This window comes from Pseudomonas sp. JL3 (assembly GCF_031570575.1).
Classification (GTDB): Bacteria; Pseudomonadota; Gammaproteobacteria; order Pseudomonadales; family Pseudomonadaceae; genus Aquipseudomonas; species Aquipseudomonas cucumis.
Genome location: NZ_JAKWJK010000002.1, coordinates 362,521 through 387,988 on the forward strand (window position 1 = coordinate 362,521; position 25,468 = coordinate 387,988).

Below are 25,468 nucleotides of genomic sequence, written 5' to 3' on the forward strand. Positions count from 1 at the left end.
GCTCAGATCTCGTGGCGCAGATGGAAGGATTTCGCCCGGGTCAGGTGTTCATAGCCAAGGCGCGACAGCGTGACGCCGCGCCCGCTGTTTTTCACCCCGGTCCAGGCCAGGGCCGGGTCCAGATAATCGCAGCGGTTCATGAACACGGTGCCGGTGGCGATCTCGTTGCCGATGCGTTCGGCGGCGGCGAGGTCTTGGGTCCAGATAGAAGCGCTGAGCCCGAACTCGCTGTCGTTCATCAAGGCGATGGCTTCGTCGTCGCTGGCCACCGGCATGATGCCGACCACGGGGCCAAAGCTTTCTTCGCGCATCACCGACATTTGGTGGGTGACGTCCACCAATACCTGCGGCGCGAGGTAGGCGCTGCCCGGTGCGTCGGCGGGAAAAGTCTTTGGATCGATCAACGCCCTGGCCCCTTGTGCCAGCGCATCGGCGATCTGCCCGCGAACGAATTGAGCGGCGCTTGGGGTGATCAGCGGGCCGAGGGTGGTGGCTTGATCCAAAGGGTTGCCCAGCACGTATTGGCGGGTCAAGGCGACGAAGCGCTCGACAAAGGCCGGGTAAATTTTTTCGTCGACATAGATACGCTCGACGGCGCAGCAGCTTTGCCCCGAGTTGAAGAAACTGCCGTCCACCAGGTTTTCCACCGCATGTTCAAGGTTGGCGCCTGCCCGGACGTAGGCGGGGTCTTTGCCGCCGAGCTCCAGGCCCACGCCTAGGAAGCGGCCCATGGCGGCAGCTTCCATGGCCTTGCCGGCGTCGACTGAACCGGTGAAGTTCACCTGCTGCACGCGTCCTGAAGCGATGATCGTGGCGGTCTGTTTATGATCGAGCAGCAAGTTGTGGAACAGGCCTTCGGGCAGATTGGCGCGGCGAAAGGCTTCGGCGAAACGCTCGCCGACCAGCAGCGTTTGCGTGGCGTGTTTGAGGATCACGCTGTTGCCGGCCATCAGCGCCGGGATGATCGTATTCACCGCCGTCAGGTAGGGGTAATTCCACGGTGCGACGACCAGCACCGTACCCAGCGACTCGCGTTTGATGTACCGCCGAAAGCCATCGACAGGCGCGGGCTCCACCGCTGCCAACGCTTCAGGTGCAATGGCGATCATGTGCCGGGCACGCTCTTCGAATCCGCGCAGCTCGCCGGCACCGAAGCGTACCGGGCGACCCATCTGCCAGGCCAGTTCCGGCACGATCTCGTCCTTCATCGCCAACATCGCATCCACGGCAGCGCTGCACAACGCGGCGCGTTCGCTCAGTGGTCGGCGTTTCCATTGCGCCTGGGCGGTTTCGGCGGCGATCAGGGCTTGCTCGATCTGCGCCGCATCGGCACGGCGGCGTTCGGCGTAGACCCGGCCATCGACCGGGGAGATGAGTTGAACGAGCTCAGTCATGGTGTGCTCAATAGCGCTCGAAGCCGCGCTGCAGTTCCCAGTCGGTGATGCGCCGGTCGTACTCTTTTTGTTCCCACTCGGCGGTGTGCACGTAGTGGTCGATCACTTCATCACCGAACGCCTCGCGCAACATGCTCGACGCCTTGAGCGCGGCGCAGGCCTCGCGCAGGGTTTTCGACACTTCAGGCAAGTGCTCGTCGACGTAGGCATCGCCCTCGAAGGGCGGCGCCAGGTTGAGTTTCTCGTCGATACCGGCCAGCCCGGCAGCGATCAAGGCGGCGAAGGCCAGATAGGGGTTGAGGTCGGCACCGCCGATACGGCATTCGATGCGGATGGCCTTGCTGCCTTCCGCGCACAAACGAAAACCTGCGGTGCGATTGTCCCGACTCCATACGGCCCGCGTCGGCGCGAAGGTGCCGGCCTGAAAGCGCTTGTACGAATTGATGTAGGGCGCGAGAAAACAGGTGATGTCATTGGCGTATTTGAGCTGCCCGGCCACCCAGGAGCGCATTAGTTTCGACATGCCGAACTCGGCTTTGGGATCAAAGAACAGCGGCTTCTTGGCATTTTTGTCCCACAACGAATTGTGCACATGGCTGCTGGAACCGGCAGCGTCATAGCGCCACTTGGCCATGAACGTGATCGCTTTGCCCTGCAGTTGCGCGATCTCTTTGCAGGCGTGTTTGATGATCACGTGATGGTCAGCCATGGTCAGGGCATCGGCATAACGGATGTTGATCTCTTCCTGGCCCGGCCCCCATTCACCCTTGGAGTTTTCCACTGGAATACCCGAGGCCTGCAGGTGTTTGCGAATCGCCCGCAGCACCGGCTCCTCGCGAGTGGTCTGCAGGATGTTGTAATCCTCGATGTAATGGCCGGCGGTTTTCGGCTTGTGGTAGTTGCGCTTGTGGATCGCCTCATAACTCTCGTCGAACAGATAAAACTCCAGCTCCGAGGCGAACATGCCGGTATAGCCGCGTTCGCGCAGGCGCTCGATCTGCTTTTTCAGGATCGCCCGCGGGCTGTGCGGCAGGTCCCTTCTGTGGTGATGATCGAGCACGTCGCAGAGCACCAGCGCCGTGCACTCAAGCCAGGGCACGCGACGCAAGGTGGCCATGTCGGGTTTCAGCACAAAATCGCCATAACCTTTGCTCCAGCTGGCCGCGGCGTAACCCGGCACCGGTTCCATGTCGATGTCATCAGCCAGCAGGTAATTGCAGCAGTGGGTTTCTTCGTGGCCGCTGTCGATGAAAAATTCGACCTGGAATCGCTTGCCGACCAGTCGTCCTTGCATGTCGACCATGCAGACCAACACGGTATCGATCTCGCCGGAAGCAGCGGCGCGCTTGAGTGCATCAAAACTGAGGAGGGGCTCGGTCATCACGTCAATCCTGCGTGAAAGGTTTGGGCCTGTCTGAAATAGCTGTTGCAGACGCTCTCCAGAAAAACCAAACCCTGCAGAATCGAGCATCGTGAGCAATGAGCTGCTGAAAGCTTAGCCTACTGTTGTTATGCGCAAGTTTCGGCCTGATGTGAACGGTGGTTATCTGGCCTGAACCATGGCCGGGGCTGCGAACCCGGGCCATGGCTAACAGCGGTCGCCTCGGTTAATTCCCGCCCACCACCATATGGCTGAACGGTGCCACATACGCCTGCAACGTCACCAGCCCGCCGACAAGAATCGCCAGCACCACGGAGTGGAAAAACACGTAGCGCAGGATTTCACCTTCATGGCCATACCAGCGGGTGGCGGTGGACGCGACCACGATCGACTGGGCGTCGACCATCTTGCCCATGACCCCGCCGGAACTGTTGGCCGCGGCCATCAACACCGGGCTCAAGCCCAATTGCTCGGCCGTTACCCGTTGCAAGCCGCCGAACAGCACGTTGGAGGCTGTGTCCGAGCCGGTCAGGGCAACGCCGAGCCAGCCGAGCAGCGTGCCGAACATGGGGTAGAAAATGCCCGTTGCGGCGAAGGCCAGACCCATCGTGGCGTCCAGGCCCGAGTAGCGGGTCAGGAAGCCCAGGGCAAGCATGGCCACAATGGTGATCAGCGAATAACGCACCACCCACAGTGTTCGCAGATAATGGTGCAGCAGCTGCGGGATGGAATAACCCATCAGCAGCCCGCCGAGGATCGCCGCCAGCAAGATGCCGCTGCCGGTGCTGGTGAACCAGTTGAACTTGTAGACCGCGTCCTCGGTTTTAGCCACGGGTACGACGGGCGGGACCTTTTCGATCTGTTGGTGAATGGTGGTGAAGGTCAAGGTCGGGGCAAAGATCGGGTTCGCTTCGCGCATCGGCTTGCCCTGAGGATCGAGCTTGGCCGAGCTGGTTTGCGGATCTATCGCCGGGCGGGTATCGAACAGGTTTTTGAAGCTCTGGGTGCCCCAGGCGAAGACGAAGACTGTGAGGATGATCCACGGCATCCACGCGCGCATCACGGCGGGTTTGGCATCGCTGGCAAAGGTCGCGCTGGGTTTCTCGTCCGGGTCAACATCCACCCTGGAGTTGTCGGCCCGGCCTGACAACGCGGCGGAGGTATGCACAGTGGCCGGCTTCCAGACCTTGAGGAAACCGGTCAGGCAGGCCATGGAAATCAGCGCCGCGATCACGTCGACCAGCATCGGCCCGTGGTAGTTGGACACGAGGAATTGCGGTATGGCGAAGCTGACCCCGGCGATCAGAATCGCCGGCCAGATTTCCAGCATCTTGCGCCAGCCGGCGAAGGCCCAGATCAGCCAGAAGGGCACGATCACCGAGAAAAACGGTAGCTGCCGGCCGACCATCATCGACAGCTCCATTTCATCCAGCCCGGTCACTTTGGCCAGGGTGATGATGGGCGTGCCCAAGGCGCCAAATGCCACGGGCGCGGTATTGGCGATCAACGCCAGGCCAGACGCGGCCAGGGGCGAAAAGCCCAGCCCGATCAGAATGGCCCCGGTCACCGCCACGGGGGTGCCGAAACCCGCGGCCCCTTCGAAGAAGGCACCGAAGCAGAAGGCAATCAGCAGCAGTTGCAGTCGTCGATCGTCGGTGATGCGCGCCAGGGAATCCTGCAGCACTTTGAACGAACCGTTCTCGGTCGTCAGCCGGTGCAGGAAAATGATGTTGAGCACGATCCAGCCGATCGGCAACAGACCGTTGGCGGCACCGTAAAGCGCGGCCGAGCCCGCCATGTTCGCCGGCATGCCGAAGGCGAAGATCGAAATCAGCAAGGCCGAGCTCAGGGCCAACAACGCCGCCAAATGCGCCTTGATGTGGAAAAACGCCAGGGAGACCAGCATCACCACCACCGGCACCGCCGCCATGATGGTTGATAGCAGCGGGTTATCGAAAGGGTCGTAGATTTGCTGCCAGACCATGCTCCACCTCTGCTTTTTATTGTTGTAGCGCAGGCCCCCATGGGGGAAGGTGGCTTGTAGTATAGGTGGCATTACGCTGCTGTCCTGGCGGGGCCAGCCGTTCAGGTTTCGAGGCTGCCGCCAGTGCGTGCGCTCCTTTCGACCATCGCCACGATCGTTGCGGAAAGTTCGTCCCGTGCCTGCACTGGCGTGATCTCTCCGGTCGCGGCGGCATGGGACAGCGCCTCGGCTGCACCGAGCATCGCCCGAAGACTCGCTTGTGCGATTTCGCCCGTTCCGGCGAAGGGGAGCAGGGCGTTGCGGCACTTGTCCATGAAGATCGCTTCGTACTCGCGCTTGATCTTTTCCAGCTCGGGCGAGCTGGTCAATGCGGCGATCACGCCGGGTATCTCGCGGCCCTGAAGAAGGACGCAATCAACATAAGATGAGGCGATGACCATCGCCTTGCTGTCCAGCGTCGGTTCACTGGTTCGAAGCGCGGTGTCCATGAGTGCGGTCTGACGTGCGTCGAACTCCTGATAAAGCGCCGCCAGCAACCCGGGGCGGGTGGTGAAATGGTCGTAAACCACCGGTTTGGTAACCCCCGCCTGTTCGGCGAGCCGGCCCAGGGTCAAGGCTTCCGTGCCTTCCTCTCGAACCAGCTGCCAGGCGACATCCAGCAACTGGCGCTGGCGCTCTTCCCGTGACATCCGGCGACGCGGTAGCGGGCTGGAATCCTGCTCAGTTATTTCGGTGCTTGACATGCTTATGTACCAAAAGTAGCTTACTGATCGTAACTTACCAAGAGTATATAGGGCGCATCTCTAGCCCTCAATCACTCATTCCGTAGCAGGAGTTTTCGACATGCACGCACTCATCGTTGTGGCTCACCATGACCCCCGGTCGCTCACCCATAGCCTCGCGAGGCAGATCGCCGAAGGTGTATCCGCGGCTGATTCCGACAACTCTTTCGAAATCGCGGACCTCTGGGCGCAAGGGTTCGATCCGAGGTTCGGCGCGGCCGATCTCGCCGTCCATCATCGGGAAGCCCCACCCCCCGCCGATGTCGCCGCCGAGCAGGCGAGGATCGATCGCGCCGATGCGCTGGTGCTGGTTTATCCGGTTTATTGGTGGTCGATGCCGGCGCTGCTCAAAGGCTGGATCGATCGTGTGTTCGCCAATGGATGGGCGTTCGATTTCAGCGCGGATGCCAAGTTGGAGAAGAAGCTTCGCCACCTGCGGGTTCACCTTGTGGGTGTCGGCGGCGCCGACGCGGGAACCTATGCACGCCATGGTTATGCCGACGCCATGAAGACGCAGATCGACCATGGGATCTTCGATTATTGCGGTGCCTGCGTTGTGACGTCCGAGCTGCTGCTCGACTCGGAAATCCAGGCGCCGACGGTTCATCTGGAGGCTGCGCGGGTGATTGGTCGTGATCTTTTCGGTGCATCCAGGCGCAGCGACGCGGCCCAGGATATTCACCATTGCCGACCGGTCAGCGCCGATGCTTTTTGAAAGACAAAAAAAGAGCCTCGAAGCTCTTTGATGGGGAGGAAGTAGAGCCAGAGGCTCAAGATGCGCATGAAACAAGTGGTGAGCTTATTGGGGTTCAGTTCACTCACCACCTACGCAACGGCTTTAAACCTCCAACCGCTACGTATCACCATCCTAAGAAGCCGGGGACTGGCACTCAAGTACCATTAGTCTAATCCCCCCGGCCTACCTGCCTGATCTTGATCCTGTCTGAACACCAACGCCTTCAACCCGCACTCAACATCGGCATCGGGAAACTCCGGCGGATTTTCCAACCGTTGCTCAAACCGCAGGCTCGGCGCTTCGCGGGTGACGCCATCGATGAGGAAGTCCGCACCGAAGGCCGGATCGTTCATGCAGGCCAGTACCGTGCCCTCAGGGCTGAGTAATTCGGGCAGGCGGCGCAGCACGCGCTGATAATCCTTGGTCAGCAGAAAACTGCCTTTCTGAAAGGACGGCGGGTCGATGATCACCAGATCGTAAGGACCATTGTTGATGACCTTGCCCCATGACTTGAACAGGTCATGGCCGAGAAAACTCACCTTGCTCAGATCATGCCCATTGAGCCGATGATTGTCGCGGCCACGGCTCAGGGCCGAGCGAGCCATGTCCAGATTGACCACATGCGCAGCGCCCCCCTCAATGGCAGCTACCGAGAAGCCGCAGGTGTAGGCGAACAGATTCAACACGCGTTTGCCCTGAGCATTGGCCCGCACCCAATCGCGGCCGTAGCGCATGTCGAGGAACAGGCCGGTGTTCTGTTTACGGCCCAGGTCCACGCGATAATGCAGGCCGCCCTCGGTGATCGTCATCTCGTCGATCGGCTCCCCGAGCAGCCATTCGGTGGTGCTTTGCAGCAGATAGCGATGTTGCAGCAGCAAGGTATGCGCGCCGGATTGTTTCCACTCCGGCGACTGCGTGATCTCCATCAGCAACCGCTTCAAATCCTCCAGTTGCGCAGGGTCTGGCTCCTTGAACAGCGAGACCAGCACCACGCCCTGCAGCCAGTCGACAGTCAATTGCTCCAGCCCCGGCCAGCAGCGGCCACGGCCGTGGAACAGCCGACGGGTTTCTGCGGGCGCAGCCGCAAGCGCAGTCAGCAAATGGTCGTGGAGGACGGAGAGGGCATCTGGGTTCATCGGGCAAAGTCGGCCATGCATAAGGGGGCGGCATTTTAACCACAATTATGCGCTGACAAACGGTCGTATTTGTCAGCCTGGACGGAGAATGTTCACGTCAGGTGTATCAAAAATGAATTTCCGCGAAGTCCGCTGCTCATACCTGTAGGTGGCGGATTTGAGCCCGCGCAAATCATTTACGTAATCAGGGAGTGGCACAGTCATGGGTCCAGTATCGACGGCGGACGGGCACTTGTCTGACGGTTTGATTCTTGTGGTTGAGGACGACCCGTTGATCCTGGAGTTTCTGTGCGAAATTCTTCAGGAGGAAGGCTTTACGGTTGAACCCCAGATCAGCGCGGACGCCGCGTCGCAGTTTCTGGAGCAGCACGCGCCGGAGGTAGGACTGTTGCTGACGGACATCACCATGCCGGGCAAACTCAATGGCGCGGACCTGGCCAATCAGTTCGGCGACCGTTGGCCGGACAAACCGATCATGATCATGTCCGGCTTCGAAACCCCGAAAAGCTCCGGGGTCAAGCATCGGGTTGCGTTCATCAAGAAGCCTTGGGCGGTGGGACAGTTGCTCGATTGCGTGCAAAGCGCCTTGAAGCCGAACCGTACCGTGTAGGAACTGCCGCGGCTGATGTACATTGCCTGACAACATTCGCCTGGTTCTGGAAATCGCCCTTTGTCCGTTCAAGCATCCGTGTTTAACACGCCGTACCGCGCCTTCCTGTTCGATATGGACGGAACTGTCCTCAATTCCATCGCTGCCGCCGAGCGGATCTGGACCATCTGGGCCCTGCGCCACGGGGTCGATGTCGAGACCTTCCTGCCGACCATCCACGGCGTTCGCGCTATCGACACCATCAACCGTCTGGCCTTACCGGGGGTGGACGCTGAAGCTGAAGCCGCGTGGATCACCGAGGCGGAAATCGAGGATGTGGAAGGGATTGTCGAGGTGGCTGGCGCGGTGAGTTTCCTCAAGTCGCTGCCCGCCAATCAATGGGCCATCGTCACCTCCGCACCACGGGCGCTGGCCCTGCGCCGAATGGCGGCGGCAGGCATTCCCGAACCTGGCGTAATGGTCACCGCCGAAGACGTCAGTGCCGGCAAACCCGACCCTGCGGGCTATCGACTGGCCGCTCGTCGGTTAGGGGTCGAGCCCACCGATTGCCTGATCTTCGAAGACGCCGCCGTGGGGATTCGCGCAGGTGAAGCGGCGGGTGGTCACGTCATGGTCATCACTGCGACCCATGTTCATCCGCTTCAGACCCCTCACGCCACCCTGACCGGTTATGACTTGGTCGGGGCGCGAGTGAATCCTCACAGCCAAATCAGCCTGTACAGACTCTAATGTGGGAGGGCTAATGTGGGAGCGCGTTATCGTCAGAACGATAGCCCGGGGGCTGGGTGAACTAAGCTTGGATAAGGATGATGCTATCTATTCACTCCCTGCTCGTTGAACATCTCGCCGAGCCGGGAGCGTCACAAGGAGCACACGATGCTTCACATCCGAACGCCCCTGATTCTGCACCCGGGCCTGTCGACCCCGGCCCGGCGAATCTGGCTCAAGCTGGAAAACCTGCAACCCAGCGGCTCGTTCAAACTGCGCGGCATGGGCCTTTTGTGCAGCCAGGCAGCGGAGCAGGGCAAGCGCAAAGTCATCTGTCCTTCCGGCGGTAATGCCGGTTTGGCCACCGCCGTGGCTGCCGCCGCCCTTGGGTTGAAAGCCTGCATCGTGGTGCCGAATACCACCCCGGAAAGCACCCGCGCCAGGATCAGGAAAACCGGGGCCGAGGTGATCGTCCACGGCAAGGTCTGGGACGAAGCCAATCAACGAGCCAAAGAACTCGCGCAGGGCGCGGACACCGAATACGTGCCAGCCTTCGATCATCCGGTGTTGTGGGAAGGGCACAGCACGATGGTCGATGAAATCCTCGAGGACTGTCCTCAGGTCGATGTGTTGGTGACGTCGGTGGGCGGCGGAGGTTTGCTGGCGGGCCTGCTCACTGGACTGATCCGTCATCAGCGCATGGATTGTCGAATCGTTGCTTGCGAAACCCGGGGCGCAGCGTCTTTCGCAGCCGCCGTGAGTGCCGGCCACCCGGTGAGGTTGCCGCGCATCGATACCGTCGCCACCTCACTTGGCGCGGCGCAGGTGGCAGCCTGGCCGGTGCAGCACATCCTCGACTTTGCGCACGAATGTGTGGTGCTCAGCGATGATGAGGCGATCATGGGCGTGGTCCGTTACGCCAATGACTTGCGCCAATTGGTCGAACCGGCGTGCGGCGTTTCATTGGCGGTGGCGTACCTTGACCATCCGGCGATTGCCGAGGCCCATGACGTGGTGATTGTGGTGTGCGGCGGTGTCAGCATCAGCGCGCAATTGGTCGCCGGCTGGGCGCGCCTGTCCGCTGGGGCGCAAGCAACCTAGGGCCCGAACACTATCCGGTGTTGCGGGCCCACGACTGACCTTTACAGGTTTCAGCGACGGGAGCTTATTGAGCGAGGATCGCTTTGGCCAGGTCCTCGTCGCTTGCCTTGAGGTCGGGATGATTTTGGCGAATTTCCTGCAACACCGACTCCAGGTAAACGCCGCGAATCGTACCGCCACTCGCCACGAAGCTAGAGGCGTCATCCCGTGCGGGAATCATGATTTTGTCATCCTTGAACGTCGAGTACAGCGATGCGGAGACCCCGGCCGAGGTGGCGACATCTTTTGCATCTACATCGGCCATGGCCGAAGCAGCGGGCAAACAAAGCACTAGTGAAGATATGAGCAACAGACGGCGCATGACGGCGTCCTCCGAAAGCGTAAAGGAAGTAACACATAATTTAGGATGCCTGACGGTGCTCAGGAGTTCCCTGCCGATTCGATATATGCACAGGCGAGCAGTTCTTCGGCGCCTTGTTTCCCGGCCCACTCTCCCTCCCTTGAAGTATGTAGTGGTTCAGCTAATTGACAGTTAGTTATCGTTTTGATGACCGTTGGATGGAACCCTATGTAACCCGTGATGGGATCTTGGTGGTCATGCTGGCGATAATCTCCAGCGTGGTCGATTATCGGCAGCCAGGGCTGGCTTGAATGCGTGGAGGGCAGGTGAGCGTCGATATTGAATGCGTGGTGGTCGGGGCCGGTGTGGTCGGGCTGGCGGTGGCCAGGGCCCTGGCGCGGACCGGGCGAGAAGTGATTCTGGTCGAGGCGGGCGAGGGGATTGGCGTGGGCATCAGCTCGCGCAACTCGGAAGTGATCCACGCCGGCATCTATTACCCGAACGGCAGTCTCAAGGCGCAATTGTGCGTGGAGGGCAGGCAACGGCTGTATGCCTTCTGCGATGAGCGCGGCGTCGATTACCAGCGTCTCGGCAAGCTGATCGTGGCCACTGATGACCACCAGCGCCATGCCTTGCAGGCATTGCTGGAGCAGGGCCGGCGTAACGGCGTTGATGACTTGCAATGGCTGGATGCCGGGCAGGCGCGGGCGCTTGAACCGGCGCTGTCCTGTATTGCCGCGCTCTGGTCGCCGTCCACCGGTATTATCGATTCCCATGCCCTGATGCTGGCGCTTCAGGCAGACGCCGAAGCGTGCGGTACTTCGATAGCCTTTCACACGCCATTGGAATCAGCCCGATGCACCGGGCACGGTTTCGAGCTGCAGATAGGTGGGGCTCAGCCGATGACGTTGAGCTGTCGTCAATTGATCAACTGCGCGGGATTGTCCGCGCCTGAAGTGGCGAGCCGGATCGAAGGCTTGCCAGCGCAGCACGTTCCCAAGGCCTGGCTGTGCAAGGGCAGTTACTTCAGTTTCAGTGGCCGGGCGCCGTTCCGGCATTTGGTTTACCCGGCACCGGAAAGCGCCGGGCTGGGTGTGCACATGACCCTGGACCTGGGTGGTCAGGCGCGTTTCGGGCCGGATGTCGAATGGGTCGAGCAAGTCGATTACCGTGTCGATCCCCGCCGTAGCGACAGTTTCTATCAGGCGATCCGGCGCTACTGGCCGGCGTTGCCCGATGACAGCCTGCAACCGGCCTACAGCGGCATTCGCCCGAAGATCAGCGGACCGAGCGAGCCGGCCGCCGACTTCGTCATCAGCGGTCCGGATGTGCATGGCGTGCCGGGGTTGGTCAATCTGTTCGGCATAGAATCGCCGGGGCTGACCAGTTGCCTGGCGCTGGCCGACCGGGTGGTGCAAATACTAGCCGCTCCGCATTCCTTGTAGCAGCTGGCGCATACGGTGTGACCGATGATCAGCGTTTACGATGCTGCCAGCCGCGAGGACTATTCTTGGCAATGCGCCCATCTTCATGGGAGACCTCAGATGATCAACGTACGCACTGCCCGCATGCTCGCCGATTACAGGCGCTGGGCCGATCAGCGACTCTTCGACAGCCTCATGGCGCTGCCACCGGAAGAGCTCAACCGCAAACGGGTGTCGGTGTTCAACAACATCATCGGCACCTTGAACCACATCTACGTGGTGGACTGCATCTGGCAAGCCCACCTGGAGGGCCGAGGGCACGACTTCAAAACCTCCCATGACCTGCTCCATACCGAACTCCCCGAGCTGCGAATGGCGCAACAGGAGATCGATCAATGGTTCTGTGGATGGGCCTCGGCCCAGACCGACGATTCGCTGGATAAACCCATCGAATTCACCTCCGTCTCGGAGGAAAGCGGGGTCATGAGCGCCGGCGCGATGCTGTTGCACGTGGTCAACCACGCCAGTTATCACCGAGGCTGGGTGGTCCAGATGTACGTCGAGATTCCGGCCTTGCCGCCGATCACTGATCTGCCAGTGTTTCTGCGCGAGGTTCCGGGGTACTGAATCGAGTTTCCCGGCCCAAGCAAATCTAATGTGGGAGCTTCTTTGTGATGGAGAAGGTGTCAGGCCTGAGGAATCAAATTCTGCCGGCAATCGAGTACCAACAGCGCACCACCCAGTTCGCTGCTGCCTACTTCCAGCGTAAACCCATGCAGGCTGATAATCGCCGCGACGATCGACAACCCCAGCCCGAAACCGCTTTGCGGGTTACCGCCCTCGGCGCGATAGAAACGCTGAAACACCGCCTCACGTTCGGCCAGCGCAATCCCGGGGCCTGAGTCGAGTACTTCGATTCGTGTATGCCCAGCGTCATTCACCCCACGCAAAATCACCTTGCCACCCGGCGGCGTGAATTTGATCGAGTTGCTCAGCAAATTCGCCACGGCTTCGAACAACAGCGCCCGGTCGCCGTTGAGCCGGGGCAGGGACTCGGGCAGTTGCAGTTCAAAGGTCAGTTCGCCTTCTTCGGCCAGCGGCAGATAAAAGTCATGCAGCTCTTGCAGCAACGGCACCGGGTCCAGTTGCACAAAACCCGAACGGCGCTGGCGATCCTCCAGCTCGGAAATTCGCAGCAAGCCACGAAAACGCGCCATCAAGGTGTCGGCCTCGCCGAGCACCGAATCCAGTTGCACAGCCAGCGTCGAACCGTCATCGGCCTGCTGCTGAATCCGGTACAGCTGCGCCCGCAGGCGCGTCAGCGGTGTACGCAGGTCATGGGCGATGTTGTCACACACGCCCTTGACCTCGTTCATCAAGCGCTCGATGCGTTCGAGCATGGCGTTGACGATGGCGGCGAGCATGTCCAGCTCATCACGGCGGTTGGACAGCGGCAGGCGTCGGGTCAAGTCGCCGGCAACGATGGCTTCGGCGCTGGCCTGGATCGCCCGGATCCGCCGTAGCGGCCGTCGTCTCAATAAGTGCCAGCCGGCGATGCCGGGCAGAATGGTCAGCGACACGCCCCACAGCAGCGCGTGCAGGATGATCCGGGTCACAGCAAATAACGAACCGTTGTCCCGCACCAGCACCAGCCAGCGCCCATCCAGGGTCCATGTCGCCACGGCATCGCAGCTGTCGGTGGGCAGGGTCGGGTCGTCGGCGTCGACGCAGTCGCTGAGGATGTGAATCTTGCCGTCCAGCGGCAGGCCTTGAGGGATCTGGCGCAAGGGGCCGCTGAGGTAGTGCTGCTGGTCATCGAACAGGCCATAGGCATCGATGCCGCGAATGTCGAAGGTCACACTGGCGGCGAGGGCGTCCTCCAATTGCTCGCCCTGAAAGCGGGAAAACAGATGCTGACGTTGCATCAACGAATGCTTGGCCAGGGTGTCCAGGTAGCTGGACACCTCGTAGTACATGACGCCCATGAGAATTCCGCTCCAGGCCACGAACAGCGAACTGTAGAGCGCCAGCAAGCGGCTGCTGGAGGAGCGCCAGCCTTTAGAGGGGTTCAGCAATGACATAACCCGAGCCTCGCACCGTCCGAATCAGTGGGACTTTGCCTGGCGGGTCGATCTTTTTGCGCAGACGGCCGATGTGCACGTCGATCAGGTTGGTGCCGGGGTCGAAGTGATAACCCCAGACCTCTTCGAAAATCATCATCCGCGACAGAATCTGCCCGGTGTTGCGCATCAGAAATTCCAGCAACTTGTACTCGGTGGGCAGTAGCGTCAGCAACTGGCTGTCGCGGCTGGCCTCGTGGCTGATCAGGTTCAGCTCCAGATCGGCCACGCGCAACGTGGTGGCCTGGGCGGTCACGGTGTTCTGCCGGCGCAGCAAGACTTCGACCCGGGCGGCCATTTCATCGGTGGCGAACGGTTTGGTCAGGTAATCGTCGCCGCCGGCGCGCAAGCCGCGAACCCGTTCATCGACATCGGAGAGGGCGCTGATCATCAGGATCGGCGTGGCCACGCCCATGGTGCGCAGGGTGGTGACAATCGCCAGACCGTCGAGCTCCGGCAGCATGCGGTCGAGGGTGATCAGGTCGTAGTCGCCGCTGACCGCACGCTCCAGGCCTTCACGGCCATTGTCGACCCAATCCACGTCGAGGCCGTGGCTACTCAGTTCGGCGACGATTTCCCGGGCGGTCACAGCGTCGTCTTCGATGGTCAAGATGCGGGTCATAAGGGCTTGCCTGGTTAGGTGTTCAAGACGTTGCACGGCATTTTGCCAAGAAATGATCGATGGTTTTCTAAATAAAATTTCATGCTGGCATTCGTTTTGATCAATGCATAAAACCCGCCGATATTACTGACTCCTTGCAAACTGCATGATCCTGAGAAGTTCATTGTTTTCAACGCATTGAAATAGAACGATTTATCCAAGGGGCGCGACTGGCACGTTGACTGCAATTGCTCGTTTGACGAGTTGTAACACCTGCCTGGAGCACTACAACAATGAACAGATCCTCTGATGGTTTTTATCCTGTCGCAGATGAGTTCAGCACGCTCTCGGGCGTGTCCTGGGCCGCTATCTTCGCCGGGGCCGCGGCGGCTGCGGCGTTGTCGCTGATTCTCGTACTGCTTGGTTTTGGCCTGGGTTTTTCGGTGGTTTCGCCCTGGGCCCATGAAGGCGTCAGCGCCAAGAGCCTGGGTATCTCGACGATTATCTGGCTGGCCTTTACCCAGCTCGTGGCGTCCGGGCTTGGCGGCTACATCGCCGGTCGCCTGAGGGTGAGGTGGGCCTACATGCACGGCGATGAGGTCTACTTCCGTGACACGGCCCATGGTTTCCTGGCCTGGTGTATCGCGACGCTGGTGACCGCGACCCTGGTGGTCGGCTCGGTCAGCAACATCGTCAGCGGCGGCGTGCAGGCCGGGGCCACGGTCGCCGGCGGTGCTGCCAGCGCCATGACCCAGGCTGTCAGCGATGCCGACAGTGATCCGTACGGCTACTTTATCGACAGTTTGTTCCGCGATGATCGCCCGGTCGCTGTCAGCGATGACGCCGCCTACGGCATCGTCACCCGCATCTTCGCGCGCAGCCTGAGCAATGACGGCCAACTGGCGGTCGAGGATCGAGCCTATCTGGCGCAACTGATCGCCCAGCGGACCAACCTCACCCAAGCGGACGCCGAGCGTCGTGTCGATGAAGTCTATGCCCGCACCCAAAAAGCCGTGACAGACGCCAAAATGGCTGCGGAACAGGCGGCCAAAGTCGCAGCCTTGACCGCGTTGTGGATGTTTGTTGCGCTGCTGGCCGGTGCATTTTTTGCCAGCCTCGCCGCGATTTTCGGCGGTCGTCGTCGGGATGCCGTGGAGTACCTGGAAACCGATGCCTACGTCACCACCACCACAACCACGACGCTGCCACCTGTTCGCTAACCCAGGAGAACCATCATGCGCTCTTTATTGCTGTTCTTTCTCGGCATACCGATCCCGATCATCATTCTGATTGCCTTGCTGACGTGACTCTTTGAGGCACTTGCCTGCGCCGCTTCTATCTCAGGTAGAAGCGGCGTTTTGCTTTTCGGATGCCCAAGCAGCGAGAATCGCCCCAGCGGGAGCACATCCGCTCCCACTTTTAATGTTGTGTTGCCTGACAGGAGAAATACCTTGGACAAAAAGGAAAGCAAACGGCAACTGGTGGCGATGCTCGAAAGCGGGCGCTCGAAGACCGAAATTTTCAAGACGCTGTCTGGTGGGGAGGTCAAGGATCGGGTGCTGGCGTACTGGATCGGTGCCTATGCGGACCCTGCGCTGTGTCAGCGTCACTCCGGCAAGATCAAGACCTTACTTTTTCTGATCATTGTCCAGGCGTTGCTCGGTGCAGTCTTCGGGTTCTTCCTCGGCTCGATGATCGGGCCAGGTGCCACCGTGTTTTTCACCCTGTTTGCCGCAGGGGTGCCGCTGCTGTTCGCTTGGGGTTTTTACAAGAACGTTGCGCAGGCCTACACCATCTACGTGATCCTGTCCCTGAGCCAGTTTCCGCGAATGTTCCAGGGGTTTGAGGAGGATCCGTTGCTGACGCTCATTGGTGCCGCAATCACCTTGGGCATGGTGTTTTTCGTCGCTTACCTCAAAACGCTGTTGTTCCCGGATCTGGGCTTCCTGGGCTCGAAGAAGGTCAAGGGGCACTACGTTTTTTCCAGCTGAAGATCTGTGAAGAGTGCGGCAGTTTTTACTGGCCTGGATCAATATTTCGTTCGGGGGTATGCCTTACCGTGAACAATCCAGGCCCTTGCTGCGACATCGACTAGTGCTCGAGCAGGCCCCCTCGTTTTTGTATCTCATCGGGCCACCGCAAGTGTAAGTGCAGCATGGAGCTGAACAACCCTTACTTGAACTTTTCAAGGATGAACTTCGCGATGCAACGCCAAGACAGAACCTTCGATATTCAGCCGCTGATGCAGGCGGACATGACCGTGCGCATCAATGGCCAAACCGTCAACGCCGCCATCGGCGAAACCGTCCTGACGGTCATTCAATCACTGGGCATTCGCCAAGTGGCCCGTAACGATCACGATCAAGTCAGCGGTGCCTATTGCGGCATGGGCGTGTGCCAATGTTGCCTGGTGAAAATCAATGGCCGACACAAACGACGCGCGTGCCAGACGATCGTGCGTGAGGGCATGAGCGTCGAAACCCAAGTCAACCGAATCGCCGGGCAGGAGGTGTTATGAGCCTGCGCCCGGTGATCGTCGGCGGTGGGCCGGCGGGTATGGCAGCAGCCATTGAACTGGCCCGGCACGGTGTGCGTTGCACCTTGCTTGAAGAAGCCTCGCGGCTCGGCGGCGTGGTTTATCGCGGCCCCTTGCGCGATGGCGTCCAGCTGGATTATCTGGGGCCACGCTATTCGGAAGCGCTGTCCAAACTGCATGGAGAGTTTTGGAAGCAGTCGGGCTTGATCGACGTGCGCTTGAACCATCGCGTGGTCGGTGCCGAAGGCACTCGCGCACTGGTGGCGCTGGACGCCGATGAGCGCTTGCAGGAGATCGAGTATTCGCAGTTGCTGCTGGCTGCCGGTTGCCATGAACGCAGCGTGCCATTTCCCGGCTGGACCTTGCCTGGCGTGATTCTGTTGGGTGGTCTGCAACTGCAAATCAAGAGCGGCGTCGTTAAACCGCAGGGGCCGGTGGTGATCGCGGGCACCGGTCCGTTGTTGCCGCTGGTGGCCTGCCAACTGCACACGTCCGGGGTGAGCGTCGCCGGGGTTTACGAGGCGTGTGCGTTCGGCAAGATCGCTCGGGAAAGCCTCGCGCTATTGAACAAACCGCAGCTGTTTCTCGATGGTTTGAGCATGCTCGCGTACCTGAAACTGCACGGCATCCCCATGCACTATGGCTGGGGCGTGGTCGAGGCACAGGGCGAGGGTGACTTGAGTTCGGTGACCGTCGCGCCGTACTCCAGCACTTGGGAGCCGGACCTGAGTCGCGCCGAGCAAGTTGCCGCGCAGACCCTGGCGGTCGGCTACGGCTTCATTCCACGCACCCAACTCAGCCAGCAAATGGGCTTGAATCACAGTTTCAGCGACGACGGCTATCTGCGGGCCAGCGCCAATGTCTGGCAGCAAAGCAGCGAGCCCCATGTGCACCTGGCCGGTGACATGGGCGGGATTCGCGGGGGCGAGGCGGCCATGCTCGCGGGACGGATTGCGGCAGTGTCGATCCTGCTGCAACGCAATGTGCTGGACTTGGAACTGGCACTTGTCAGGCGCGACCGTTACCTGTCGAAACTCAAGTCCATCGTGCGCTTTCGCGCCGCCGTCGACCGCTACACCGAACGCGGCGCCGGGCAGACTGCATTGCCGGCCGCCGACACGGTGATTTGCCGCTGTGAACACGCGACTCGCGCCGACATCGATCGGGCGCTGGAGCAGGGTGTGCAAGACCTGGCCGGCCTGAAAATGCGCACCCGTGTGAGCATGGGCGATTGTCAGGGACGCATGTGTGTGGGCTATTGCACCGACCGTTTGCGAGAAGCCACCGGCCGGCAGGATGTGGGTTGGTTGCGACCACGTTTTCCTGTCGATCCGATTCCTTTTTCAGCGTTCCAGTCTGTCGGCACGGAGGCCGCAAGCCATGAGTAAGCGCTATGACGTGGTCATCGCCGGCGGCGGTGTGATCGGGGCGTCCTGTGCCTATCAATTGTCCAAGCGCAAACACCTGAAAATCGCGCTGATCGACGCCAAGCGTCCGGGCAACGCGACCCGTGCTTCGGCCGGTGGCCTGTGGGCGATCGGCGAGTCGGTGGGCCTGGGTTGCGGGGTGATCTTCTTCCGCATGATGTCGGCCAATCGCAAGCGCGAAGCCCATGGCGCGGCCGTGGCGGTGGATTCCAGCACGCCGCACATTCTGCCGCAGTCGTTCTTCGATTTCGCCTTGCAGTCCAATGCGATGTACCCGGACCTGCACCGGGAGTTGCAGGTGAATCACGGGATGGATTTCAAGTTCGAAAAGACCGGACTGAAATTCGTGATCTATGACGATGAAGACCGGCTCTACGCCGAACACATCGTCGCTTGCATTCCACAGCTGGCGGATCAGGTGCGCTGGCTCGATCAAGCGGCACTGCGCGAAGCCGAACCGAGTGTCAGCCATGAGGCGAGGGGCGCGCTGGAGTTTCTCTGCGACCATCAGGTCAGCCCGTTCCGCCTGGCCGATGCCTACACCGAAGGCGCGCGGCAGAACGGTGTGGATCTGTATTTCAACACCAACGTCACCGATGTGTTGCACCACGGCTCGCGGGTCAGCGGCGTGCAGACCGCCGAGGCCGGCGTGTTCCGTTGCGATACGCTGATCAACGCCGCCGGTGCCTGGGCCGCCGACCTCAGCGAGCAGGCCACCGGCATTCGCATTCCGGTGAACCCGGTGAAGGGCCAGATCCTGCTGACCGAGCGCATGCCGAAGATCCTGCATGGGTGCCTGACCACCAGCGACTGCTATGTGGCGCAGAAAGACAACGGCGAAATCCTGATCGGCAGCACCACCGAAGACAAGGGTTTCGACGTGACCACCACCTACCCGGAAATCAGCGGCCTGGTGCAAGGCGCGCTGCGTTGCATTCCGGCGCTGGCCGACATCAACCTGAAACGCTGCTGGGCGGGGTTGCGTCCGGGCTCGCCGGATGAGCTGCCGATTCTCGGACCGATGAAAGGGGTAGAGGGTTACCTGAATGCCTGCGGACATTTCCGCACCGGCATTCTGACGTCGGCGATCACCGGGGTATTGCTGGACAAACTGGTGAACAACGAGCCGTTGCCGCTGGACATCACACCGTTTCTGGCGGATCGGTTTGCAGGGGGGCCGGAGGTTGAACCTGAGGGAATGGAAATGGTTTGAGGACGCCTTCGCGGGCAAGTCGGATCGCCGCACCGCTCGCTCCTACAGGTCATGCGCCGATCATGCGGGCACTGATCCCCTGTGATGATCGTTCCCACGCTCCGCGTGGGAATGCCGCCCCGGACGCTCCGCGTCCGATATGACGCAGAGCGTCATTGGATGCATTCCCACGCAGAGCGTGGGAACGATCGTTGTGGCTCAGTTAATCGTCGTACCGACAAACACCTCAAGCCCCTCGGCATACGCCGTGAACGCGCTGATCCGCGCAAACTGCGCGGCGTCCACCTGATCCGGCACCACCAGGTTGGTAAAACTCCAGGCCACCGCCAGGGTAATCCCGTCCTGCGCAATCGAACCGTCGGTCTTCAACGGCTGTTTTTCCAGCTCCCGCTCCAGCGCCGAATACGCCGCAGCCAGTTGACCTTCAACCCGTTCCACCCAAGGCGCGTACTGAATCTCCGCGGGCCGCAGGTTGCGTTCGTAGTAAAGCTGCACTGACTTTTCGCACGCTGCCAACGCCAGGCCAGTCAGCCGCAGCGAGCGCAAACGTTGCTCCAGATTGTTGGGTATCAGGCTTTTAGCCGGCGCGGCCAGAGCCTCCAGATAGTCGATGATCAGCGTCGAATCCATCAACACCTCGCCATCATCCAGCACCAGGGTGGGCGCCTTCACCACGGGGTTGATCTGCTGGAATTGCTCGAAGGTCCTGAACACCGAAACCGACTCGTGCTCCAGCGGTATGCCCAGGCATTTGGCGGAAATGGCGACGCGCCGCACGTAGGGCGAATCCAGCATGCCGATCAGTTTCATTGAGCCTCTCCTTACAGACGGTCCTTGGGGATGGACAACCTTAGCCGAGGTTCAGCGACGTGCAAATGGTTCCGCGCCAATCCTAAGGCCTGTTGTTCATCCTCGAAGGCTAATCCTCAAAGCCTGCCTGCTCTTGAATCTCATCAACCTTCAATTCCAGTCGATAAGCCACGGCGATAAACAGCGCCTGGCACAGGCACAAGGTCGCACTCAACGAGCGGAAGGCAAACGAACTGCCTTCGTTGACCAACAGCACGGTGTTGGCGCGCTTGGCCAAAGGGGAAAGATTGCTGTCGGTGATGATCAGGGTTTTCGCCTGATTGTGCTGGGCAATACGCAGACAGTGCTGGGTTTCCTTGCCGTAGGGCGTGAAGCTGATGGCGATCACCAGGTCATTGGCGCGCACGCTGCGCATCTGCTCGCGGTAACTGCCGCCGAGGCCCGACACCAGGTGGATGCGCTTGTTGGTGTGTTGCAGGTTGTAGACCAGGTAATCAGCCACCGCGAACGAGCGGCGCACCCCGACCACGTAGATGTTATCGGCATTCACCACCAGGTCCACGGCCTTGTCGAAGGCCTGGTCATCGAGTTCCAGCCCCAGCCGTTCAATGCCCGACAGGGTGGCGTTGATGCATTCGCGCGCCAGATCGCCGCCACTGGCCTTCTGGGACTTGTTGGCGATCATGCTGCGAATACGTTGCTGGTAGTTCTGCACCGGCGTGGTCTTGTGGGTGTAGGCCTCGCGGAACAGCGCCTGCATTTCGCTGAAACCACTGAAGCCGAAACGCTGGGAAAACCGCACGATGGCCGATGGGTGCACTTCGCATTCGCGGGCGATATCGCTAATGCGGTCGACCATGATCCGGTCGCTCTGCTGGCTCATGTAGCTGGCGATGCGTTTGAGCTGGCGCGGCAGGCTTTCGTATTCCTCGGTGATCAGCTGCAACAAACGCTCGGCATTGATCGGGGGGCTGACGAGATCGCTGTCGGGCGTGCTCTCGGTCGGAGCCGGCTGATCGGTGCGGGACATAAGGAATCCTTCTGGCTTGTTCTTATAGAGATGACAGGCGGGTCATCCCCTGACAATAGGTTGGCTGTGCGCAGTCTACAGGGTAGGCCGGAATAAAATCTTGAGCTTGCGGCCGCCATGGGGTCTGCTGAAACGATGCACTGTGTCTGGAACGCTTGTGTTGAAGTTTATTGGAAAAAATATTCCACGTAAAAAATATTTAGAATAATTATTGATTGTTCGGTCCCGGTCGTTTTAGTCTGCATCCACCAAGAGTGTTCGGCGCCTTCATCGCCCCGAACGCAGGCTGATAAAAATAACAGGAGCCAGCATGGGCCAGACTCGTTTTGCCAGTGGGCGTCAATTGGATCTGATTTGCCTGGGGCGCCTAGGCGTCGACCTCTATGCGCAGCAAGTCGGGGCGCGGCTGGAGGATGTGAGCAGCTTCGCCAAATACCTCGGCGGTTCGTCCGCCAACATCGCTTTCGGCACCGCTCGGCTGGGGCTGAAGTCGGCGATGCTGAGCCGGGTTGGGGACGACCACATGGGCCGCTTCCTCGTTGAATCCCTGACCCGCGAAGGCTGCGACGTCAGCGGCATCAAGGTCGATCCGGAACGCCTGACCGCCATGGTCCTGCTGGGCCTCAAGGACCGCGAAACCTTTCCTTTGGTGTTCTACCGCGAAAACTGCGCCGATATGGCGTTGCGCGCCGAAGACATCAGCGAAGCCTTCATCGCTTCCAGCAAAGCCTTGCTGATCACCGGCACCCATTTCTCCACCGACGGCGTCTACAAGGCGAGCATCCAGGCACTGGACTATGCCGAGAAGCACAACGTCAAACGGGTGCTGGACATCGATTATCGCCCGGTGCTCTGGGGCCTGGCCGGCAAGGCGGACGGCGAAACCCGGTTCGTCGCCGATCAGAACGTCAGCCAGCACGTGCAGGAAATCCTCCCGCGTTTCGACCTGATCGTCGGTACTGAAGAAGAATTCCTGATTGCCGGCGGTTCCGAGGATTTGCTCACCGCGCTGCGCAATGTTCGGCAACTGAGCGCGGCGACGTTGGTGGTCAAGCTCGGCCCGCAAGGTTGCACGGTGATTCACGGGGTGATCCCGGCGCGTCTCGAAGACGGCGCGATCTATCCCGGTGTGCGTGTCGAAGTGCTGAATGTGCTGGGGGCCGGCGATGCCTTCATGTCGGGTTTCCTCAGCGGCTGGCTGGAGGATGCCAGCGACGAGCGCTGCTGCCAGTTGGCCAATGCCTGCGGCGCTTTGGTGGTGTCGCGCCATGCCTGCGCCCCGGCGATGCCGACCCGCGCCGAACTCGACTATCTATTCAACAGCCCGGTGCCGATCACCCGGCCGGATCAGGACGCCGTGTTGCAGCGTCTGCATCAAGTCAGCGTGCCGCGCAAACAGTGGAAGCAACTGTTCATCTTCGCCTTCGACCATCGCGGGCAATTGGTGGAGCTGGCCCACAAGGGCGGGCGCGACCTGAACGCGATCGGCGAGCTCAAACAACTCTTTATCAAAGCCGTGGAGCGGGTCGAAGCGGATTTGCGTGAGCAGGGCGTCGAGGCCGACGTTGGCTTGTTGGCGGATCAACGCTTCGGTCAGGACTCGCTGAACGCCGCCACCGGTCGCGGCTGGTGGGTGGCGCGGCCGGTGGAAGTGCAGGGTTCGCGCCCATTGGCGTTCGAACACGGTCGCTCGATCGGCAGCAACCTGATCGCCTGGCCGCAAGAACAGATCATCAAATGCCTGGTGCAATTTCATCCCGACGACGAGCCGCTGCTGCGTCTGGAGCAGGAAGCGCAGATCAAGGGCTTGTATCAGGCCTCCCAGGTCAGCGGGCATGAACTACTGCTGGAGATCATTCCGCCCAAGGATCACCCGTCGACCCACCCCGACGTGCTGTATCGCGCGCTCAAACGCCTCTACAACCTGGGCATCTACCCGGCGTGGTGGAAGATCGAAGCGCAAAGTGCTGAGGAATGGAAACAACTCGACGAGCTGATTCAGGAACGCGATCCGTATTGCCGTGGCGTGGTGCTGTTGGGCCTGAATGCGCCAGCGGCGGCGTTGGCCGAAGGGTTTCAGCAGGCCAGCCAGAGCCAGACCTGCCGAGGTTTTGCCGTAGGCCGGACGATTTTCCAGGAGCCGAGCCGCGCGTGGATGGCCGGTGAAATCGACGACGAAACGCTGATCCGCCAAGTGCAGGGCACGTTCGTCGAATTGATCGACGCCTGGCGCACGGCCCGGGCTTGATGAAACCCCGCAATACCTGTGGGAGCGGGCTTGCCCGCGATGACGGCGGCACATTCAACATCAATGTGACAGCTAGATCGCAATCGCGGGCAAGCCCGCTCCCACAGGGTTTTGTGTCGCTCTTACTGGTTATGTAAAACAATAAAAGGTGCAGCCATGCCCGCTATCCGAATTGGCATCAACCCGATCTCCTGGAGCAACGACGACTTGCCGTCCCTCGGTGGCGAGACGCCGTTGAGCACCGCCCTCAGCGAAGGCAAGGACATCGGCTACGAAGGCTTCGAACTCAACGGTAAATTCCCCAAGGATGCCAAAGGCGTCGGCGACGTGCTGCGGCCCTACGACCTGGCGCTGGTCTCCGGCTGGTATTCCAGCCGTCTGGCCCGCCGTTCCGCGGCCGAGGAAATCGACGCCATCGCCAGCCATGTCGAGCTGCTGGCGAAGAATGGCGCCAAGGTGCTGGTCTATGGCGAAGTCGCTGACTCGATTCAAGGCCAGAGCATTGCGCTGGTAGAGCGCCCGCGTTTTCATACCGAACAAGACTGGCAGGAATACGCCGACAAACTCACCGAACTGGCGCGTTTCACCTTGTCTCAAGGCGTGCGCCTGGCCTATCACCACCACATGGGCGCCTACGTCGAATCCCCGGCAGACATCGACAAGTTGATGGCGTTGACCGGCAGTGAAGTCGGCCTGCTGTTCGATTCAGGCCACTGCTACATGGGCGGCGGTGAACCCTTGCAGGTGCTGCGCAAACACATCGAACGCATCTGCCACGTGCATTTCAAGGACGTGCGCAAACCGGTGGTGCAACTGGCGCGCAACAACCTGTGGAGCTTCCCGGACTGCATCATCAACGGCACGTTCACCGTGCCCGGCGATGGCGATATCGACTTCGGCGCCTTGCTCGACGTCCTGCTGGGCGCCGATTACCACGGCTGGCTGGTAGTGGAAGCCGAGCAGGATCCCGCGGTGGCACCGAGTTACGTCTACGCCAAAAAAGGCTACGACACCCTGCGAGCGCTGCTCAACGAGAGGACCGCGCGATGAGCCTGTTGGTCAAGAGCAATGCACGCGGTCGGACCATGGTCGAGCTGGGGCAGGGGGAGCTGGAATACGTCGGCTTCGCCGCTTATCGCCTGAGCCTCGGCGAAACCCTGCCGGTCAGCGCCGGCGACAAGGAACTGTGTCTGGTGCTGCTCAGCGGTCGGGTCAGCATCAAGGGTGAAGCGCCGGGGCAGGGCGCGTTCGATTGGGACAACATCGGTGATCGACAATCGGTGTTCGAAGACAAATCCCCGTTCGCGGCGTACTTGCCTCCGGGCAGTCAGGCGCAAGTGGTCGCGCTCAGTGACGTGCAAATCGCCGTCTGTGCCGCCTCCGGTTCAACCGCCGAAAACCTTGGCCCACGGCTGATCAAGCCCGACAGCATGAAACGCAGCGTGCGCGGCAAGGGTGCCAACACCCGCTACGTCTGCGACATCCTGCCGGACACCGAACCGGCCCATTCGCTGCTGGTGGTGGAAGTGCGTACGCCGTCCGGGCACTCGTCGAGCTACCCGCCGCACAAGCACGACACCGACGATCTGCCGCACCAGAGCTTTCTCGAAGAAACCTATTACCACCAGATCAACCCGCCCCAAGGCTTCGTGTTCCAGCGGGTCTACACCGACGACCGCAGCATCGACCAGGCCATGGCCGTGGAAAACAGCGACTTGGTGGTCGTGCCCAAGGGCTATCACCCGGTCAGCGTGCCCTACGGCTACGAGTCGTATTACCTGAACGTGATGGCCGGCCCGAAACGCGTCTGGCAGTTCCATAACGATCCGCAGCACAGTTGGTTGCTTGATCTTTGAATTGAAAAGCCTGAATTCCCACATTCGAACG

24 protein-coding genes are annotated in these 25,468 nt (G+C 60.6%); 14 read left to right on the forward strand and 10 right to left on the reverse strand.

Translation table 11 applies throughout. The features are described 5' to 3' along the window. Positions 1–2: 2 nt before the first annotated feature. From MMG91_RS04980 to MMG91_RS04995, 4 genes are all read right to left on the reverse strand, one after another. The gene (locus MMG91_RS04980) at positions 3–1,394 is read right to left on the reverse strand and encodes an aldehyde dehydrogenase family protein (protein WP_310658925.1); all 1,392 of its coding nucleotides are present in this window, start codon (positions 1,392–1,394) and stop codon (positions 3–5) included. 7 nt (positions 1,395–1,401) lie between these two features. After that, positions 1,402–2,775, reverse strand: a complete 1,374-nt coding sequence (locus tag MMG91_RS04985; RefSeq protein ID WP_310658926.1) for a glutamine synthetase family protein — start codon at positions 2,773–2,775, stop codon at positions 1,402–1,404. Positions 2,776–3,001: 226 nt separating this feature from the next. Next, positions 3,002–4,759 (reverse strand): L-lactate permease, encoded by a 1,758-nt coding sequence (locus tag MMG91_RS04990; RefSeq protein WP_310659077.1) that lies wholly within the window; start codon positions 4,757–4,759, stop codon positions 3,002–3,004. A gap of 101 nt (positions 4,760–4,860) precedes the next feature. Continuing rightward, complete coding sequence (locus MMG91_RS04995; protein ID WP_310658927.1) at positions 4,861–5,502, reverse strand: TetR/AcrR family transcriptional regulator; 642 nt, start codon at positions 5,500–5,502, stop codon at positions 4,861–4,863. Between the two features lie 100 nt (positions 5,503–5,602). On the opposite strand from MMG91_RS04995, the gene MMG91_RS05000 reads away from it, so the two are divergent. Beyond that, on the forward strand, positions 5,603–6,256 hold the full coding sequence (locus MMG91_RS05000; protein ID WP_310658928.1) for an NAD(P)H-dependent oxidoreductase: 654 nt from the start codon (positions 5,603–5,605) through the stop codon (positions 6,254–6,256). Positions 6,257–6,441: 185 nt separating this feature from the next. Here MMG91_RS05000 and MMG91_RS05005 read toward each other — a convergent pair whose 3' ends face one another. Then, entirely contained in the window at positions 6,442–7,413 is a 972-nt protein-coding gene (locus MMG91_RS05005) for a class I SAM-dependent methyltransferase (RefSeq protein WP_310658929.1), read from the reverse strand. 202 nt (positions 7,414–7,615) lie between these two features. Between MMG91_RS05005 and MMG91_RS05010 the strand changes: the two genes are divergently transcribed. The 3 genes from MMG91_RS05010 to MMG91_RS05020 all read left to right on the forward strand — a co-directional run bounded on the left by MMG91_RS05010 (position 7,616) and on the right by MMG91_RS05020 (position 9,832). Next, positions 7,616–8,023: a response regulator gene (locus tag MMG91_RS05010; protein ID WP_305445989.1), complete on the forward strand. Its 408-nt coding sequence runs from the start codon at positions 7,616–7,618 to the stop codon at positions 8,021–8,023. A gap of 60 nt (positions 8,024–8,083) precedes the next feature. After that, positions 8,084–8,752, forward strand: a complete 669-nt coding sequence (locus tag MMG91_RS05015) for an HAD-IA family hydrolase (RefSeq protein ID WP_310658930.1) — start codon at positions 8,084–8,086, stop codon at positions 8,750–8,752. Positions 8,753–8,899: 147 nt separating this feature from the next. Beyond that, entirely contained in the window at positions 8,900–9,832 is a 933-nt protein-coding gene (locus MMG91_RS05020; protein WP_310658931.1) for a pyridoxal-phosphate dependent enzyme, read from the forward strand. Positions 9,833–9,896: 64 nt separating this feature from the next. Here MMG91_RS05020 and MMG91_RS05025 read toward each other — a convergent pair whose 3' ends face one another. Continuing rightward, the gene (locus MMG91_RS05025; RefSeq protein ID WP_305502340.1) at positions 9,897–10,193 is read right to left on the reverse strand and encodes a DUF2388 domain-containing protein; all 297 of its coding nucleotides are present in this window, start codon (positions 10,191–10,193) and stop codon (positions 9,897–9,899) included. Between the two features lie 305 nt (positions 10,194–10,498). Here MMG91_RS05025 and MMG91_RS05030 point away from each other — a divergent pair, with 305 nt between their 5' ends. Further along, positions 10,499–11,617 (forward strand): NAD(P)/FAD-dependent oxidoreductase, encoded by a 1,119-nt coding sequence (locus MMG91_RS05030; RefSeq protein WP_310658932.1) that lies wholly within the window; start codon positions 10,499–10,501, stop codon positions 11,615–11,617. Positions 11,618–11,716: 99 nt separating this feature from the next. Further along, positions 11,717–12,223, forward strand: coding sequence for a DinB family protein (locus MMG91_RS05035; RefSeq protein ID WP_305445980.1), 507 nt, complete (start codon positions 11,717–11,719; stop codon positions 12,221–12,223). 59 nt (positions 12,224–12,282) lie between these two features. On the opposite strand, the gene MMG91_RS05040 is transcribed toward MMG91_RS05035, so the two are convergent. Together MMG91_RS05040 and MMG91_RS05045 are read right to left on the reverse strand one after the other, a co-directional pair. Beyond that, on the reverse strand, positions 12,283–13,677 hold the full coding sequence (locus MMG91_RS05040; RefSeq protein WP_310658933.1) for a HAMP domain-containing sensor histidine kinase: 1,395 nt from the start codon (positions 13,675–13,677) through the stop codon (positions 12,283–12,285). Further along, a complete protein-coding gene (locus MMG91_RS05045) occupies positions 13,655–14,338 on the reverse strand; it encodes a response regulator transcription factor (protein WP_052966859.1) in 684 nt (227 codons plus the stop codon). Before MMG91_RS05045 ends, MMG91_RS05040 begins: the two co-directional genes overlap by 23 nt. Positions 14,339–14,610: 272 nt before the next feature. On the opposite strand from MMG91_RS05045, the gene MMG91_RS05050 reads away from it, so the two are divergent. The 5 genes from MMG91_RS05050 (at position 14,611) to hcnC (ending at position 19,493) form a co-directional block, all read left to right on the forward strand. After that, positions 14,611–15,537: a hypothetical protein gene (locus MMG91_RS05050; protein WP_310658934.1), complete on the forward strand. Its 927-nt coding sequence runs from the start codon at positions 14,611–14,613 to the stop codon at positions 15,535–15,537. A 231-nt stretch (positions 15,538–15,768) separates the two neighbouring features. Beyond that, positions 15,769–16,308, forward strand: a complete 540-nt coding sequence (locus tag MMG91_RS05055; protein WP_310658935.1) for a hypothetical protein — start codon at positions 15,769–15,771, stop codon at positions 16,306–16,308. Between the two features lie 212 nt (positions 16,309–16,520). Continuing rightward, entirely contained in the window at positions 16,521–16,835 is a 315-nt protein-coding gene (locus tag MMG91_RS05060; RefSeq protein WP_305445976.1) for a (2Fe-2S)-binding protein, read from the forward strand. Continuing rightward, positions 16,832–18,241 (forward strand): cyanide-forming glycine dehydrogenase subunit HcnB, encoded by a 1,410-nt coding sequence (gene hcnB, locus MMG91_RS05065; RefSeq protein WP_310658936.1) that lies wholly within the window; start codon positions 16,832–16,834, stop codon positions 18,239–18,241. Before MMG91_RS05060 ends, hcnB begins: the two co-directional genes overlap by 4 nt. Continuing rightward, entirely contained in the window at positions 18,234–19,493 is a 1,260-nt protein-coding gene (gene hcnC / locus MMG91_RS05070) for a cyanide-forming glycine dehydrogenase subunit HcnC (RefSeq protein ID WP_310658937.1), read from the forward strand. The genes hcnB and hcnC overlap by 8 nt, the downstream gene beginning before the upstream one ends. 198 nt (positions 19,494–19,691) lie before the next feature. Here hcnC and MMG91_RS05075 read toward each other — a convergent pair whose 3' ends face one another. Together MMG91_RS05075 and MMG91_RS05080 are read right to left on the reverse strand one after the other, a co-directional pair. Further along, positions 19,692–20,303 (reverse strand): glutathione S-transferase, encoded by a 612-nt coding sequence (locus MMG91_RS05075; protein ID WP_310658938.1) that lies wholly within the window; start codon positions 20,301–20,303, stop codon positions 19,692–19,694. A 109-nt stretch (positions 20,304–20,412) separates the two neighbouring features. Then, positions 20,413–21,333, reverse strand: a complete 921-nt coding sequence (locus MMG91_RS05080; protein WP_310658939.1) for a MurR/RpiR family transcriptional regulator — start codon at positions 21,331–21,333, stop codon at positions 20,413–20,415. A gap of 310 nt (positions 21,334–21,643) precedes the next feature. Between MMG91_RS05080 and iolC the strand changes: the two genes are divergently transcribed. From iolC to iolB, 3 genes are all read left to right on the forward strand, one after another. Further along, the gene (gene iolC, locus MMG91_RS05085; protein ID WP_310658940.1) at positions 21,644–23,581 is read left to right on the forward strand and encodes a bifunctional 5-dehydro-2-deoxygluconokinase/5-dehydro-2-deoxyphosphogluconate aldolase; all 1,938 of its coding nucleotides are present in this window, start codon (positions 21,644–21,646) and stop codon (positions 23,579–23,581) included. 156 nt (positions 23,582–23,737) lie between these two features. After that, positions 23,738–24,631, forward strand: coding sequence for a myo-inosose-2 dehydratase (iolE, locus tag MMG91_RS05090; protein ID WP_310658941.1), 894 nt, complete (start codon positions 23,738–23,740; stop codon positions 24,629–24,631). Then, positions 24,628–25,437, forward strand: coding sequence for a 5-deoxy-glucuronate isomerase (gene iolB, locus MMG91_RS05095; protein ID WP_310658942.1), 810 nt, complete (start codon positions 24,628–24,630; stop codon positions 25,435–25,437). The genes iolE and iolB overlap by 4 nt, the downstream gene beginning before the upstream one ends. The last annotated feature ends 31 nt before the right edge of the window (positions 25,438–25,468 follow it).

Excerpts from the sequence above, each read along its gene's own strand:
- MMG91_RS04990 (WP_310659077.1), bottom strand. The coding sequence starts at position 4,759 with ATGGTCTGGCAGCAAATCTACGACCCTTTCGATAACCCGCTGCTATCA.
- iolC (WP_310658940.1), top strand. The coding sequence starts at position 21,644 with ATGGGCCAGACTCGTTTTGCCAGTGGGCGTCAATTGGATCTGATTTGC.
- MMG91_RS05045 (WP_052966859.1), bottom strand. The coding sequence starts at position 14,338 with ATGACCCGCATCTTGACCATCGAAGACGACGCTGTGACCGCCCGGGAA.
- MMG91_RS05020 (WP_310658931.1), top strand. The coding sequence starts at position 8,900 with ATGCTTCACATCCGAACGCCCCTGATTCTGCACCCGGGCCTGTCGACC.
- MMG91_RS04980 (WP_310658925.1), bottom strand. The coding sequence starts at position 1,394 with ATGACTGAGCTCGTTCAACTCATCTCCCCGGTCGATGGCCGGGTCTAC.
- MMG91_RS05080 (WP_310658939.1), bottom strand. The coding sequence starts at position 21,333 with ATGTCCCGCACCGATCAGCCGGCTCCGACCGAGAGCACGCCCGACAGC.
- MMG91_RS05010 (WP_305445989.1), top strand. The coding sequence starts at position 7,616 with ATGGGTCCAGTATCGACGGCGGACGGGCACTTGTCTGACGGTTTGATT.
- MMG91_RS05005 (WP_310658929.1), bottom strand. The coding sequence starts at position 7,413 with ATGAACCCAGATGCCCTCTCCGTCCTCCACGACCATTTGCTGACTGCG.
- MMG91_RS05050 (WP_310658934.1), top strand. The coding sequence starts at position 14,611 with ATGAACAGATCCTCTGATGGTTTTTATCCTGTCGCAGATGAGTTCAGC.
- MMG91_RS04985 (WP_310658926.1), bottom strand. The coding sequence starts at position 2,775 with ATGACCGAGCCCCTCCTCAGTTTTGATGCACTCAAGCGCGCCGCTGCT.
- MMG91_RS05075 (WP_310658938.1), bottom strand. The coding sequence starts at position 20,303 with ATGAAACTGATCGGCATGCTGGATTCGCCCTACGTGCGGCGCGTCGCC.
- iolE (WP_310658941.1), top strand. The coding sequence starts at position 23,738 with ATGCCCGCTATCCGAATTGGCATCAACCCGATCTCCTGGAGCAACGAC.
- MMG91_RS05040 (WP_310658933.1), bottom strand. The coding sequence starts at position 13,677 with ATGTCATTGCTGAACCCCTCTAAAGGCTGGCGCTCCTCCAGCAGCCGC.
- hcnB (WP_310658936.1), top strand. The coding sequence starts at position 16,832 with ATGAGCCTGCGCCCGGTGATCGTCGGCGGTGGGCCGGCGGGTATGGCA.
- hcnC (WP_310658937.1), top strand. The coding sequence starts at position 18,234 with ATGAGTAAGCGCTATGACGTGGTCATCGCCGGCGGCGGTGTGATCGGG.
- iolB (WP_310658942.1), top strand. The coding sequence starts at position 24,628 with ATGAGCCTGTTGGTCAAGAGCAATGCACGCGGTCGGACCATGGTCGAG.
- MMG91_RS05060 (WP_305445976.1), top strand. The coding sequence starts at position 16,521 with ATGCAACGCCAAGACAGAACCTTCGATATTCAGCCGCTGATGCAGGCG.
- MMG91_RS05000 (WP_310658928.1), top strand. The coding sequence starts at position 5,603 with ATGCACGCACTCATCGTTGTGGCTCACCATGACCCCCGGTCGCTCACC.
- MMG91_RS04995 (WP_310658927.1), bottom strand. The coding sequence starts at position 5,502 with ATGTCAAGCACCGAAATAACTGAGCAGGATTCCAGCCCGCTACCGCGT.
- MMG91_RS05035 (WP_305445980.1), top strand. The coding sequence starts at position 11,717 with ATGATCAACGTACGCACTGCCCGCATGCTCGCCGATTACAGGCGCTGG.
- MMG91_RS05025 (WP_305502340.1), bottom strand. The coding sequence starts at position 10,193 with ATGCGCCGTCTGTTGCTCATATCTTCACTAGTGCTTTGTTTGCCCGCT.